This is a genomic window from Bradyrhizobium sp. CCBAU 45321 (genome assembly GCF_028128975.1).
Taxonomy (GTDB): domain Bacteria; phylum Pseudomonadota; class Alphaproteobacteria; order Rhizobiales; family Xanthobacteraceae; genus Bradyrhizobium; species Bradyrhizobium yuanmingense.
The window spans coordinates 25,792-39,307 of record NZ_LFKZ01000116.1; the positions used below are offsets into that span (position 1 = coordinate 25,792).

General features: G+C 64.5%; 12 protein-coding genes. 5 read left to right on the forward strand and 7 right to left on the reverse strand.

The annotated features are described in order from the left end of the window. The first annotated feature begins 241 nt into the window (after positions 1–241). A complete protein-coding gene (locus tag ACM43_RS14505) occupies positions 242–748 on the forward strand; it encodes a MarR family winged helix-turn-helix transcriptional regulator (protein ID WP_128262334.1) in 507 nt (168 codons plus the stop codon). A 12-nt stretch (positions 749–760) separates the two neighbouring features. Here the strand turns inward: ACM43_RS14505 and ACM43_RS14510 are convergent, their stop codons facing one another. The 7 genes from ACM43_RS14510 to ACM43_RS14540 are packed head-to-tail and all read right to left on the reverse strand — an operon-like array spanning position 761 to position 8,147. Next, a complete protein-coding gene (locus ACM43_RS14510; protein ID WP_442869308.1) occupies positions 761–2,416 on the reverse strand; it encodes an ATP-dependent acyl-CoA ligase in 1,656 nt (551 codons plus the stop codon). Between the two features lie 18 nt (positions 2,417–2,434). Beyond that, positions 2,435–3,592, reverse strand: a complete 1,158-nt coding sequence (locus ACM43_RS14515; RefSeq protein ID WP_271540786.1) for an ABC transporter substrate-binding protein — start codon at positions 3,590–3,592, stop codon at positions 2,435–2,437. Positions 3,593–3,650: 58 nt separating this feature from the next. Beyond that, positions 3,651–4,430, reverse strand: coding sequence for a cyclase family protein (locus tag ACM43_RS14520; protein WP_271540787.1), 780 nt, complete (start codon positions 4,428–4,430; stop codon positions 3,651–3,653). A 35-nt stretch (positions 4,431–4,465) separates the two neighbouring features. Further along, positions 4,466–5,707: an SDR family NAD(P)-dependent oxidoreductase gene (locus tag ACM43_RS14525; RefSeq protein WP_271540753.1), complete on the reverse strand. Its 1,242-nt coding sequence runs from the start codon at positions 5,705–5,707 to the stop codon at positions 4,466–4,468. After that, the gene (locus ACM43_RS14530; protein WP_271540754.1) at positions 5,704–6,882 is read right to left on the reverse strand and encodes a thiolase family protein; all 1,179 of its coding nucleotides are present in this window, start codon (positions 6,880–6,882) and stop codon (positions 5,704–5,706) included. The genes ACM43_RS14525 and ACM43_RS14530 overlap by 4 nt, the downstream gene beginning before the upstream one ends. A 22-nt stretch (positions 6,883–6,904) precedes the next feature. After that, positions 6,905–7,333, reverse strand: coding sequence for an organic hydroperoxide resistance protein (locus ACM43_RS14535; protein WP_333919222.1), 429 nt, complete (start codon positions 7,331–7,333; stop codon positions 6,905–6,907). A gap of 31 nt (positions 7,334–7,364) precedes the next feature. Further along, a complete protein-coding gene (locus ACM43_RS14540; RefSeq protein ID WP_225187239.1) occupies positions 7,365–8,147 on the reverse strand; it encodes an aspartate/glutamate racemase family protein in 783 nt (260 codons plus the stop codon). Between the two features lie 635 nt (positions 8,148–8,782). On the opposite strand from ACM43_RS14540, the gene ACM43_RS14545 reads away from it, so the two are divergent. Genes ACM43_RS14545 through ACM43_RS14560 form a run of 4 tightly spaced genes read left to right on the forward strand, consistent with a single transcriptional unit; the run spans position 8,783 to position 13,494 of the window. Next, positions 8,783–9,931 carry an ABC transporter substrate-binding protein gene (locus tag ACM43_RS14545; protein ID WP_271540755.1) on the forward strand — a complete coding sequence of 383 codons (1,149 nt, stop codon included), beginning with the start codon at positions 8,783–8,785 and terminating at the stop codon, positions 9,929–9,931. Between the two features lie 43 nt (positions 9,932–9,974). Further along, the gene (locus ACM43_RS14550) at positions 9,975–11,018 is read left to right on the forward strand and encodes a branched-chain amino acid ABC transporter permease (protein WP_271540756.1); all 1,044 of its coding nucleotides are present in this window, start codon (positions 9,975–9,977) and stop codon (positions 11,016–11,018) included. Then, on the forward strand, positions 11,015–12,784 hold the full coding sequence (locus tag ACM43_RS14555; RefSeq protein ID WP_271540757.1) for a branched-chain amino acid ABC transporter ATP-binding protein/permease: 1,770 nt from the start codon (positions 11,015–11,017) through the stop codon (positions 12,782–12,784). The genes ACM43_RS14550 and ACM43_RS14555 overlap by 4 nt, the downstream gene beginning before the upstream one ends. Continuing rightward, on the forward strand, positions 12,781–13,494 hold the full coding sequence (locus ACM43_RS14560) for an ABC transporter ATP-binding protein (protein WP_109144179.1): 714 nt from the start codon (positions 12,781–12,783) through the stop codon (positions 13,492–13,494). The genes ACM43_RS14555 and ACM43_RS14560 overlap by 4 nt, the downstream gene beginning before the upstream one ends. Positions 13,495–13,516: the final 22 nt, after the last annotated feature.

Below are 13,516 nucleotides of genomic sequence, written 5' to 3' on the forward strand. Positions count from 1 at the left end.
TTATTTTAAGTATAAAATATTTCCTCGATGCGTGCATTGTCAAGACGGTTCTGCAAAGACGTTGGAGGCAAGCCCCTCACCGCAGCACCGATCATGAAATTTAGTGTAAATCGGATGCACGGCGGCGCCGATTCCGGATCCTTCGGAGGCAGCCTTGAATTTACTTTTGGCACGAACTATCTTGCCAATGTCCACGAGAGCTGCGCCAGCTTTCATGAGCCACGAAGCCCGGGAGATTCGATTGGCACTCGCGAAGGAGTCCACGCCTGTTTCGGCCAGGAACGAGACGGATCAGGAGGCTGAGTACAGGGCTCAAACACGCCTTTGGCTCCGACTGCTCGCCTGCACGTCCCTCATCGAAGGCGAGTTGCGGCGCCGGTTTCGCGAAGAGTTCGACTTCACGATGCCCCGCTTCGACGTTCTCGCCCAGCTCGACCGCGAACCAAGCGGACTTGTGCTGGGAGAGCTGCCCAAGCGCCTGATGGTCTCGGCCGGGAACCTCACGCCAATCGTCGACCGCCTGGTCGCAGATGGATACATCACCCGCACGGCGTCGAACCTCGACCGGCGCGTGCAGATCGTCTGTATGACGGTCGAAGGCCGCAAGATCTTCAGGCGAATGGCCAAGAGCCACGGCGCATGGCTTGCCGAGCTGCTGGCGGATTTCCCGGCAGACCGGTTCGATGGATTGATCGGCGAACTCGACGAACTCAAGGCCGCCGTCAGGGACGCCCTGCAAAAACCTTAAGCGAATACGATGTCAGCGTCGTACCTTCACTCCGGCCGCTTCGCGATCCCATGTATCCGTCGTGACGCCGGCATCGCGCAGTACGCCCTTCTTGATCTTGCCGTTCTCCGTCAGCGGCATCTGACTGAGGATTCGCACATAACGCGGAATAGCGAAATAGGCGATCCGCCCTTCGCAATGCCTGACGATGTCGACGGGCTGTAGCAAGTGGCCCGGTTCCAGCAGAATCGCAGCAGCAACTTCATCCTCACCCAACTCCGATGGCAGCGGGTAGATCGCGCAGGCAGCAACCGCGGGATGCGCCTGGATGGCCTGCTCGACCTCCCACGAGGACACGTTCTCGCCACGCCTGCGGATGGAATCCTTCATGCGATCGACGAAGCGATAATGCCCGTCGGAATCGCGAACGACCCGATCGCCGGAGTGGAACCAGAGATTTCGCCAGGCCTCCACGGTCTTCTCCGGCATGCCGAAATAGCCGGACGCGAACGCAAAGGGTTCTCTCGCGCGAAGCACGAGCTCGCCGGCCTCTCCATCAGGCAGCGCGGAATCATTCTCGTCGACGATCCGCGCCTCGATGCCATCGGCCAGGTACCCCATAGTCCCCGCCCGATCCGACGGGATCGTGCCGGCGAACACAAAATTCGTCTCGGTCGACCCGTAGCCGTCGACCAGCGGTACGCCGAAGCGCTCGCGGAACGGGCCGTGGATTTGCGGCGGCACGCCGCCGCCAAGCGCGACACGAAGACGATGCATTGACTCGTCTGCGCTCTTCGGCTGCGCCAGGAGCATCGACGCCATCGCACCGAGCAGATAGCCGACCGTCGCATTGTGGTGTCGCGCGGCAGCCCAAAAGCCGGAAGCAGAGAACTTCGACTCGAGCACGTACGTGCATCCGTTCAGCAGCGCCTGATAGAACGCATTCAGCGCGTTGGTGTGGAACAGCGGCAGCGTCGTGAACAGCACATCGCCCTCGCGGATTCCGAGCGCGCGCGCCGAATAGATGCCCCACCAGAACAGCTGCGCCTGCGGACAGCACACACCCTTCGCAGGGCCCGTGGTGCCCGACGTATAGAGGATCGCAACGGTGTCACCGGGACGGACGGCGCCCGCCGGGGCCGCGGCGCCAAGAGGCGGCAGCGGGACCGCGGAAATCCTGGCACCGACCGCGTCGGCGCCAGCTCCGATGATCCAGGTCCGAGGCGGCAGCTCGACATCCGCCTCGACACTATCGACCGCGCTGGCGAACTGAGCCTCGACGACGAGAAGCGCGGGTTGCGAGTTGCGGAAAATGTGGGACAGCTGGAAGCCGCGCAACGCGGTATTGATCGGGACGGCGATCGCCCCCAGCCACGCACAGCCGAGATAGACCTGCAAGAACTCCGGACGGTTCGAGCACATCAGCGCGACCCGGTCGCCCGGCTTGATCCCGGCATCGACCAGCGTCTGGGCCGACGCAGCCGCAATCGCCGCAGCCTGCGCAAAGCTCCAACGCGTCTCCCCGGCCACGAGCAGAAGGCGGTCGCCGTAACGCTCCGCCTGCCGCGTGAGCATCGTCGAGAGGATGCGCTCAGACGGCGGAAACGACGCCATCGCGCGCGCCCAGGCAGGCGTCACGTCCTCACCGCCGACCACCTCGCTGATGTTTGCCAGCGCATCTTTCTCCATTGCGACCATGCTCGCACCTCAAGGCAACAGCTTGTACTTGCCGTCCTCGATCTGAACCATGATGCGCGAGCGATCGTCGACCCCATGCCGGTCCGCCGGCGTGTAGGTGTAGACGCCCTGCGTCCCGACCACCTCTTTGGTGGTGAACAGCGCCTGGCGAATCGCGGTACGGAACTCAGGTGAGCCTGGTTTGGCACCGGTTTCCAGCGCACGCTTGACGGCGTCGGCGAAGATCAGCCAGCCGTCGAAGGAATAGGACGAGAATGAATCCGTCGGCGCCTCGCCGTTGGCCTTTTCGAAGGCCGCGCGGAAATCCAGGGCGACCTTCTTTATCGGATTGCTGGCCGGAAGCTGCTCCGCCGCGGTCACAGGTCCCGTCGGGCACATGATGCCGTTGGCGGCCTTGCCGGCCAGACGAAGGAAATCGGCGCTGATCAGCCCGTGATTGCCGTAGAGCGGTCCCTTATATCCCCGCTCGGACAGCGCGATGACCGGCAGCGCGCCTGGCGTGCCGGTGCCGCCGAGCATGATGGCGTCGGGACGCGCGGCGAGTGCGCGCAGCACCTGAGCCGTCACCGAGGAGTCCGACCGGGCATAGCGTTCGTTGGCGACGACCTTGATGCCGGCGGCCTTCGCACTCTGCTCGAGCGAATTGTACATGAGATCGCCGAACGCATCGGAGAAACCGATGAAGGCGACGGTCGTCAGGCCCTTCGCCTTCATGTGGTCGACGATTCCTTGCACCAGAAGCGGCGTGGGCTGCGGCGTCTGCACGACCCAGGGACCGCCGTCGCCTGACGGCACCGGTGCGATCGGCGACACCGCGATCATCGGAATCTTCATCTCGATGGCCGCGGTCGCCATCGCGAGCGTCTGGGGAGCGCCGGACGTGCCGATCAGGATATCGACCTTCTCCTGCTCCACCAGCTTGCGCGCATTGCGTGCCGACGCGGTCGGATCGGAGCCGTCGTCGAGCTGGATGACCCGCAGCTTCTCGCCGCCGATTTCGCCGATATAGACCTGACCTGCCGCGATCCCCTTCGCGTTGGGAATACCAATCGATGATACCGGCCCGCTGAGGCCGGTGACGAATCCGACGAGGATCTCGGCCTGCGCGAATTGCGGAACGGCAAGCAGCAATGCAGTGAAAGCCACCAGGCTCTTGATCGAGTTCATGGCACCTGTCTTTCGTGAGAATTTCTTGTTCTGATTGGCGAGTGCCATGGATTGGGGCTCAAGTGGACGACACCAGAGCGATGACTCGAAGCGGGCTGCCGGAACCGTTCTGGATCTTCAGTGGCGAGGCCACGATGACGGCGCCGGTGGCCGGAAGCTGATCCAGGTTACACAGGCATTGCAGGCCGTAGCGGCCCGCGCCGTGCAGAAAGTGATGCGCGGGATAAGGCGGCTCGAAGTGCCCGGCCTGCCCCGCATCCGTGCCGATGGTTTCGGTGCCGAAACCAATGACACCGCGCTCCTCCACCAGCCACTTCATCACCGCCGGGTTCGGGCCTGGCGTATGCGCGCCGTCGTCCCCGAGATTGGAGTAGTCGCGCCAGCCTTTCTTCGACCAGTCGGTCCTGAGCAAGACCCAATTTCGCTCGGGGATCCGGCCGTGCCTGGCTTCCCAGGCTTCGACAATCGGGACGGTCAGCAGGAAATCGGGATCCTGCGCCGCCTGCGCCGAGCAGTCGATGACACAGGCCGGTGCGATCATGTCCTTGGCCGGCATCGTGTCGACGGCATTGTTCGGCAGGTTCTTGCCGGTGAACCAGTGAATCGGCGCGTCGAAATGCGTGCCGGTGTGTTCGCCGAACGTAACGTTGTTCCAGTACCAGGCCGGCCCGCGACCATCGTATCGCGATATCTCCTGGATGCGGACAGGCGCGGCCTGACCGAACTCCGGCGGGAGGACGATGACCGGAAAGTCCGGACTGAGTGTGAAGGTCAGATCGACGACGCGCACCGCGCCGGAAGAAATCGCACTCGCCAGCTCCAGGAGATTGCTTTGCATCGTCACGTCCTCCAGCTCGGTTGAAATCCCGCTTCTTATCGGTCGAGCTCGCGCTCGAGCGCTTTCGGATTGGCCGCGAGACGTTGCCGGATCTCCTCGGCGACATCTCCGACATACATCTCTTCGAGCCCGTTCTTGAGGCCCGACACGATCGCCTGCGCGATCACGCGCGGCGCGACCTTCGGCGGCGGCACGGTCTGGAACCATTCGGTGTCGACAGGGCCGGTGAACAGGTTCATCACCCGGACGCCGCCGGGCCGCAGCTCCGCGCGCAAGCAATGCGACAGCGACAGGCACGCCGCTTGCGAGGCCGAGTAGGCGCCGAAGGCGGGCCAGTTCGCCAGTGCATAGACCGAGAGAATATTGACCCACGCCGCGCTGCTGTTGATACCGTCGGCACCGCGCATCCGCATGGCGGGGCCAAAGGCTTGAGCGAGATTGATGAAGCCGAGATAGGCCTGATCGATCTCGTCCCGTGCGATGCTCGTGCCTCTGCGGTCGAGCAGGCCGCCCGGCCGGACATATTCCGTCGTGTTGACGAGAATATCGACCTTGCCGCCGATGTCGGCCGCAAGATCGGTAGCCGATTTTTCATCAGCCGCATCGAGAGTCACGATTTCGATCCCGTCCTGACCGCGCAGTCGCTCCTCGCCGGCGAACGGCCGCCATGGTTCGGCAACGCCGACGAACACCGTCTTGGCGCCCGCCGCCTTCAAAGCGGCGACGGCTTCCTGACCGATGACGCTGCGGCCGTTGGTGACGAGCGCGCGACGAAATTTCGGATCGGCCGTCATCTCCCGCCACTGCTTGTCGTCTGCCATGTTGGGAGTCTCCCCTTCGGGATGGGCAAAGGCCACCGCCTGACCGGTCTTGTCGAGTTGCAACGACATGCTGACGGCCGCACCCTCTGCGCAGTCGGCATGAAGATGTGCGACGATCGTCGGACCGCAATCCATCTTGACGAGGCCGATCCGCCACGGCGCCCGTTCGCGGAAATAGACGTCGCTCGGCACCCGTGCCGTTGTCTCGGCAAGCAGTACACCTCGCCGCGGCGCATCGACGAAAGCGAGGCCGGCCGAAAGACAAGACGGGCAGGCTTCGCGCGCCGGATAAGCAAAGGCGCCGCAAGCCTCGCAGCGCTGCAGCATAAAGCGGCCTTCGGCGGCCGCACGCGTGAACCCGTGCGACATCCTGCTGCGCGGTCGCGGTGGGGATGCCGGTAGCCGCGTCCGCAGCAGCGGGTTCTTGCGCCGGGGCGGCTTGATCGGCTCTATCATCGCGAAGGTCCAGCAAGGATCGCGGCACCCGAGGCGAGACCACGATCATAGTTGATCATACCGAACCCCGAGGCCAGAGCGAGGCTCGCATTCCTGACTTGCGTAGGACCGGCACTGCCCAGAACCTGCCGGAGCCCTTCAACGAGGCCGAGATAGGCGCCGGCGGCACCGGCCTGCCCGACCGAGAGCTGTCCGCCCGAGGTATTGTGCGGGAAGTCGCCGTCGATGGTGAGATCGTGTTGGCGCACGAACTCAGCGCCCTCGCCCTTCTTGCAGAATCCGAGATCCTCGAACTGCATCATCGTGATGACGGGATAGTCGTCATAGGTCTGCACGACATCGAGATCGTCAGGCTTGACGCCGGCCATCGCATAGAGCTCGCCGACATCCATCGCCCAGCCGCCGCGCACCTGCATCGGATCGTCGGCAAAGGCATTGTGCCGCTCGATCGTCGAAAGGAGTCGCGCGGCGGGCAGCTTCAGGGATGAAGCCGTCTCATCGCGCATCACGAGGAAAGCTTCCGCGCCCGCACAGGGCATCACGCAATCAAACAGGTGGATCGGATCGGAGATCGGCCGGGCCGCCAGGTATTGCTCTAGCGTGAGCGGCGCCTTCATGAGCGCATGCGGGTTGCGCAGGGCATTGGCGCGCTGGGCGACAGCGATCTTGCCGACGTCCTCGCGCGCGACGCCGAACATTCGCATATAGTTGCGCGCAATCAGCGCAAAGCTGGCATTGGCGCCGCCCGCGCCGTAAGGATAGACGGCGTCCTGATTGAACCGCGAGAAATTCTCCAGCGTCAGCCTGAACGAATCGACGTGATTGGTGTCGCCAGCGACGCACCCCACGATGTCGGCATCGCGCGCCTGAACCGCGCGCGCGGCCTTGCGCAGCGCCGCGATGGCGCTGGCGCCGCCGAGCGGGATCGTGTCCAACCACCGGACGCAGAGCCCGAAATGCTGCGTCAAGCCGACGCCACTGTCCGTGCCCATGGTGAAACTGGAGACGCACAGGCCGTCGATATCGGAGGCCTTGATGCCGGCCTGCGCAACGAGCGCGCTCAGCGCCCGCCCGATCCACCATTGCGCGCTCTCGATGGAGTAGCGCACATAGGGAATCGTGACGGGAGCCGCGATCACCACGCCGTCATATGGTGCGCGCAAGGTGTTGGTCACCGACCGTCCTCGTTCATCCGCCTCAGACCACCGTCAGTTTCACGTCAATATTGCCGCGGGTTGCGTTGGAATAGGGGCAACGCTCATGCGCACCGGCAACGACCTCTTCGGCCACGGCCTTCTCGACACCGGGCAGGTTGACTTTCAGCTCGACAGCGAGGGCATATCCGACGGGCACCGGCCCCATCGCAACCTTCGCAGTCACGGAGGGCTCGGCAGAGGGCACTACCTTCCGCGTGCGCGCGACGAGCCTGACCGCGCCGAGAAAGCAAGCGGCATAGCCGGCCGCAAAGAGCTGCTCGGGATTGGTGCCTTCGCCACCGGGACCACCCATCGATTTCGGCAAGGACAGGGACACCGAGAGCAGACCGTCAGCGCTGGCCGCCTTGCCATCCCGACCTCCGGTCGCCGTCACCTCGGTCTCGTACAGGATCTTTTCGGGGGTCATCATGATTTGTTCTCCAGAAACGGTGTTTCGACGACTAGCGACTGTTACGGGCAAGTAGCGCGCGGAAGTCATCGCGGGCCTGAGCGCTGGCCCGCCTGAAGCTCGGTCCGCGGCTGGGCTCGGTGCCATTGAGCTTGCGGAGTTGTACCCACATCTCGGCACTCTTGAGCGCCACGGCCGCGCAGTTGACCACCGGAGCGTGGCCGACCTTCAGGCCATGCTCTCGCCCGATCAAGAGGCCTGGCAACACGCCGGCCGGGATCACGACATCCGCGCCGCGTTCCACCAGCGGGAGAGCGCAGGCGACGAAGTCCTTGATCATGCGGGCTTGCGCGGCAGCGTTTCCGGCGAACGCATCGGCGAAATCATCCGGCCTGCAGCCAAGGCCGGTCACATGGACGACGCGATCGCCGAGGCCGTAACGCTCAGCCTGCTCATAGTGCAAGACCTCGAAGACGGGATCGAGCGTCACAAGACCTAGCCGCCGCCCGAGTTGAGAGGCCGCCAGCAACGTCGCCTCGCCAGTCCCGATCACGGGAATGTCGAGCGCCGAGCGCAACTCGTAGAGTCCGGGATCCTGGAAATGCCCCATGACGAAGGCGTCGAACCCACCCTCCTCCGCTGCGATGCCGTTGTCGATTGCCTGGACCGCACAGCGCAATTCCGCGAGCCGTCCGAACTCGCGGTCCGGCGGACTGATGCCCTGGACGTGGACCGCCGTGCCTGGCGCAGCGATGTCGTTCAGGTATTCCGACAGCCGCGCCATGTAGGGCGCATTCACGCTCGCATCAACAAAGCTCTGCCAGAAGATGCGCATCGTCCTTCTCCTCAAGCGGTGATCGGAGGATCGGTCGTCGGCTGCCGATGAATATATTTCAATCATAAACTAATTGACGCGTCAAATGCGCGCGGCCGCGACGGTGACCAGTGCCGTCGGGGCCAAGGCGAGCACAGCGTTTTTGATCGGTGGAATAGCGCAGAAGCGCCGCACACTGACGAAATTGTATGCAACAACATTTTCTTCTGACAGCCCCGTGACACGTGTTGACGGCGCCACCGGAGTTACTTTAGGCTTTAAGTAATTCCTCGCCGGTCAAGGACCGGTGGCCATGACAATGATGTTGCAGGGCACCGATTTTGAGAGACTCGATCGTGTGGACAGTCGCCGTGCTCGAACAGCCGGCCTTAGCAGCAGCATCGCCGGTCGCGCATCGCGGCGGCATCGACGACCTTTCATCGCTCCGGAAAACGCCCGCTTGCATGTGCCGGTGGGCCTATCGTTCGCGCGGCACGCAACATCATGACTGCTGAGCGCCGGGCCAGCACACTCTCTTCGGTCGCGCCCGGTATTTGGCGCCGCAGCAATGTTTTCAATCGGTCGGTTCGTCGTTCGGTGACCCCGCGCGGCAGCATCGAAGCATTCCTATCCAGCATCAACGGAGGAGAACGCATATGCGCAAGGCTCTGAGTTTACTTGCACTTGCTGCCGGCATCGTCACAGCCCCCGCCGCGCGGGCCGATATCACCATCGGCTTCGTCACCTCGCTCAGCGGCAACGGCTCGTCGATCGGCATCCCCTACGGGCGCGGCATCAACGCGGCCTATGAATACAAGAAGACCGTCAACGGCGAGACCATCCGCCTGATCCAGCTCGACGACGGCTCCGACCCGTCGGCCGCGACCCGCAACGCCCGCAAGCTGGTGGAAGAAGAGAAGGTCGACCTCCTGATCGGCACGGCGACGGCGCCCTCGACCATCGCCATGGCGGCAGTGGCGAGCGAATTGAAAGTGCCGATGATCGCGGTTTCGCCGATCGGCAAACTGCCGGAAACACCCGAGCAGTGGGTGGTGTCGGTGCCGCAGCCTGCATCCCTCCTCGTCAAGATCATCGCCGATCGCATGAAGCGCGATGGCATGAAGAACATCGGCTATATCGGCTTCTCCGACGCCTGGGGGGACCTCGTCTACAACGGCGCCAAGGCGGCGGAGGCCGCCGGCGACGTCAAGATCCAGACCAACGAGCGCTATGCGCGCACCGACACTTCGGTCACCGCGCAGATCCTCAAAGTGCTTGCGGCGCGGCCGGACGCCGTCCTGGATGGTGGCTCGGGGACCCAAGGTGCGCTGCCGCTCCTCAGCCTCGCGGAGCGCGGCTTCAAGGGAAACACCTACGGCACGGTGGCGCTCGTCAATCCGGACTTCGTGAACGTCGGCGGCAAGGCGGCCGAAGGCATCCAGGTCTCCGCCGGCCCGGTCATCGTGGCCGAGCAGCTGCCCGACGAACACTTCGCCAAGAAGATCGCGCTGGATTTCCGCAGCGTCTACCAAAAGGTCCATAACATCCCCACCACGGACGGCTTCTCCGCGTACTCGTTCGACGCCTGGCTGATCTTCGCCAACGCAGCAGAGCGCGCGCTCAAGACGGCGAAGCCCGGCACGGCGGAATTTCGCGCCGCCCTGCGGGACGCGATTCTCAGCACCAAGGAGCTGCCCGGCGTGCACGCCATCTACAACTTCAAGCCCGGCTCGGTGACCGGCGTCGATGAGCGCGCGCTGGTCGTGGTGCGCCTGACCGGCGGCGCCTGGAAATACGCGCCGTAGTCGGACAGCGGCAGGCCACCAGAACAAGGGGACGGCGTTCTCAATGACGAGCGACATCGCAGCCATTCTTGCGATCGACGGGATCGCCACCGGCGCAGTCTACGCGCTGGTGGCGATCGGGACCGTCCTCATCTTCACCGTGACACGGGTCATCTTCATTCCCTTTGGCGACATCGCGGCCTTCACGGCGCTGACGCTGGCGGCGCTCGACGCTAAGCGCTTTCCGGGCACGGGCGCGCTGGTCCTCATCCTTGCGTGCCTCGCAACCCTGATCGAAATCGTCTCGCTGCTGCGCAATGGCGAGCGTCAGCTGCTTCCGCGCGCTCTCTTCTTCTATCTCGCATTGCCGCTGGCCGTTGTTGGTCTCGCCTGGCTGACCATGCGCGCCGATCCGCCGCTCGCCATCAGGCTCGTGCTGGCCTTGATGCTGATCACCCCCATCTCCCCGCTGCTGGACCGGATCGTCTTCCGTCCCATTGCGGACGGAACGGTGCTGCTGCTCCTGACCGTCTCCGTCGCCCTGCACTTCGCGCTGGTCGGCCTTGGGCTGCTCTTCTTCGGTCCCGAGGGTGTCAGGACCGAGCCGCTGACGTCATTGTCGACCGAGCTTGCGGGCGTTCTGATCTCGGGCCAGACCATGCTGATCGTGATCGCAGCCCTCGTCTTCTCTGGCCTGCTCTATCTCTTCTTCGACTTCACGCTGGTCGGTAAATCGCTCCGCGCCACGGCCGTGAACCGGACCGGCTCCCGCCTGATGGGCATACGTCCCGCCCGCGCCGGCACCATCGCCTATCTCCTGGGCTCGCTGATGGCCGGCGTCTCCGGAATCCTGATCGCGCCCGTCAACACCATATTCTACGATTCCGGCTTCCTGCTCGGCCTCAAGGCCTTCGTCGGCGCCATCGTCGGCGGCATGACCAGCTATCCCGGCGCGGCCATCGGCGCGGTCGGCGTCGGTATCCTCGAAAGCTTCGCATCCTTCGAGAGCAGCGCGCTGAAGGATGTCATCGTGTTCTCGCTTCTGATCCCCATCCTGATCTGGCGATCCCTCGCCTCGCTGCATTCCGAGGAGGAGATCGAGGAATGACGCGCCTTCACGTTCAGCTCGCGGCGGTGGCGGCGGTAGCGTGCCTCGCGCTCGCGCCATTCGTCCTCAACCCCTTCAGCATCACGCTGATGAACTATATCGGCATCTATTCGCTGGTCGCGATCGGCCTTGCCCTGCTCACTGGCGTCGGCGGCATCGTGTCCTTCGGACAGGCCGCCTTCGTCGGCGTCGCGGCCTATGCCACGGCCTGGGTCTCTGCTCTGAATGGATATTCGCCGTGGCTCGGCCTCGTGTTCGGGGTGGCGCTGACCTGCGGTGTCGCGACCGTCCTCGGCGTCGTCACCTTGCGGCTCCAGGGCCATTTCCTGTCGCTCTCGACCGTCGCCTGGGGGCTCGCCATCGGCTTCCTGTTCGGCAATGTCGAGGGACTCGGGCGCTTCAACGGCATCTCGTCGATCCCGCCGATCAGTATCGGATCATTCGCGCTCGTCTCGAGCGCCCAGATCTATTTCCTGATCTGGGGCATCGTCGTCGTGGTGCTTTTCCTCGGCTACAATCTCCTGGACTCCCGGGTCGGCCGTGCCATGCGCGCGCTGCGCGGCGGCAATATCCTGGTCGAAAGCCTCGGCATCAACGCGTTCCGGATCAAGCTCGTGACGTTCGTGATCGCGGCCTTCCTCGCCTCGCTCTCCGGCTGGCTCTACGCCCATATGAGCCGCTTCATCAGCCCGGGCCCGTTCGAGGCCGGCATGGGCATCGAATATCTGATGATGTCGATGGTCGGCGGCGCCGGCAGCTTGCTCGGCGGCGTCGTGGGCGCCGCTATCGTCACCCTACTCAAGAACAGCGTGCAGGACTATCTGCCGCTGATCGCCAAGGGCGCGTCCGGCCAGCTCGAGATCGTCGCCTTCTCCGCGCTGTTCATCCTGTTCCTGCAATGGGCGCGGCAGGGCATCGTGCCGTTCGTCGCGCGCTACTTGCCGAAGATCAAGCGCGAACGGCCGCCAGCCGCCCCGCCACTGCCCCGCCGTCCCCAGCCGAAACCGGGCGAACTGCTTCTGAAGGTCGACGGCGCCGAACGGCGGTTCGGCGGTCTCGTCGCCGTCAACAATGTCAGCTTCGAAGTCCGCTCCGGCGAGATCCTCGCCGTCATCGGCCCAAACGGCGCCGGCAAGAGCACGATGTTCAACTGCCTGACGGGCGCACTCAGGGTCAACAAGGGCGAGATCGTCTTTGCCGGACGCGCCATCACGCGCGATCCACAATCCCGCATCGCGAGGGACGGAATCGCCAGGACCTTCCAGCATGTGAAGCTGCGGCCGCGCATGAGCCTGCTCGAGAACGTCATGCTCGGCACCTACGCGCGCACCAGCACGGGCCTGTTCGCCGGCGCCCTCCGCCTCAACCAGCGCGAGGAAGCCAGCACCCGGCACGAGGCCTTGAAGCAGCTCGAGCGCGTCGGGCTCGGCGACAAGCCGTTCGAGCTCGCGGGCAATCTGCCGCTCGGCAACCAGCGCATCCTGGAGATCGCGCGCGCGCTCGCCGCAGACCCGGCGCTGCTGGTGCTGGACGAGCCCGCCGCGGGCCTGCGTCGCCAGGAGAAGCTCAGGCTTGCGGAGCTGCTCCGCTCGCTGCGGTCGGATCATCTGACCATCCTGATCGTCGAACATGACATGGAGTTCGTGATGTCGCTGGTCGACCGCATCGTCGTGCTCGACTTCGGCTCCAAGCTCTGCGAGGGCGCGCCTGCCGCGATCCGGAGCGACGAACGGGTTCAAGAGGCCTATCTCGGAGGCGTCGCGTGAGCGAGATGTTTTCCATGACGGATGTGACCGTCTGCTACGACAATGTCGAAGCGGTCCGCAACGTCTCGCTGTCGGTCGAGGAAGGCCAGATCGTCACCGTGATCGGCCCGAACGGCGCCGGCAAGACCACGCTGCTGATGGCCGCTATCGGATTGCTCGCCTCCCGCGGCCGCCTCGTCTTTCAAGGCAACGACATCGGCAGGATGTCCGTCGAGGACCGCGTCGAGCGCCGGCTGTGCCTCGTGCCGGAGAAGCGCGAGCTGTTCTCCGACATGTCGGTCGCCGACAATCTCCTGCTCGGCTCCTACAGCCTGCGCGACCGCTCGGGCGTCCAGAAGACGCTGGACGAGGTCTATGATCGCTTTCCGCGCCTGAAGGAGCGGCAGCGTCAGGCCGCTGGCACCCTCTCCGGCGGCGAGCGCCAGATGTTGGCGCTCGGGCGCGCGCTGATGGCCAAGCCGAAGCTGCTCATGCTCGACGAGCCGAGCCTCGGCCTCGCACCGCTGATCGTGCGCGAGATCTTCCGCACCATCGCCTCGCTGCGCGATCTCGGCGTCTCGATCTTGCTGGTCGAGCAGAACGCCCGCGCCGCGCTGGAGACGGCCGATTACGGCTATGTGCTCGAGACCGGCGAGATCGTGCAGTCGGGCCCCGCCAAGGATCTCATCCACGATCCCCGGCTGATCACGGCCTATCTCGGCGGACACTAGCGCCGGCCTGGATCAGGCCCCG

Coding starts and splice junctions, on each gene's coding strand:
- ACM43_RS14545 (WP_271540755.1), top strand. CDS start 8,783: ATGCGCAAGGCTCTGAGTTTACTTGCACTTGCTGCCGGCATCGTCACA.
- ACM43_RS14520 (WP_271540787.1), bottom strand. CDS start 4,430: ATGCAAAGCAATCTCCTGGAGCTGGCGAGTGCGATTTCTTCCGGCGCG.
- ACM43_RS14515 (WP_271540786.1), bottom strand. CDS start 3,592: ATGAACTCGATCAAGAGCCTGGTGGCTTTCACTGCATTGCTGCTTGCC.
- ACM43_RS14550 (WP_271540756.1), top strand. CDS start 9,975: ATGACGAGCGACATCGCAGCCATTCTTGCGATCGACGGGATCGCCACC.
- ACM43_RS14535 (WP_333919222.1), bottom strand. CDS start 7,333: ATGATGACCCCCGAAAAGATCCTGTACGAGACCGAGGTGACGGCGACC.
- ACM43_RS14525 (WP_271540753.1), bottom strand. CDS start 5,707: ATGATAGAGCCGATCAAGCCGCCCCGGCGCAAGAACCCGCTGCTGCGG.
- ACM43_RS14510 (WP_442869308.1), bottom strand. CDS start 2,416: ATGGAGAAAGATGCGCTGGCAAACATCAGCGAGGTGGTCGGCGGTGAG.
- ACM43_RS14540 (WP_225187239.1), bottom strand. CDS start 8,147: ATGCGCATCTTCTGGCAGAGCTTTGTTGATGCGAGCGTGAATGCGCCC.
- ACM43_RS14555 (WP_271540757.1), top strand. CDS start 11,015: ATGACGCGCCTTCACGTTCAGCTCGCGGCGGTGGCGGCGGTAGCGTGC.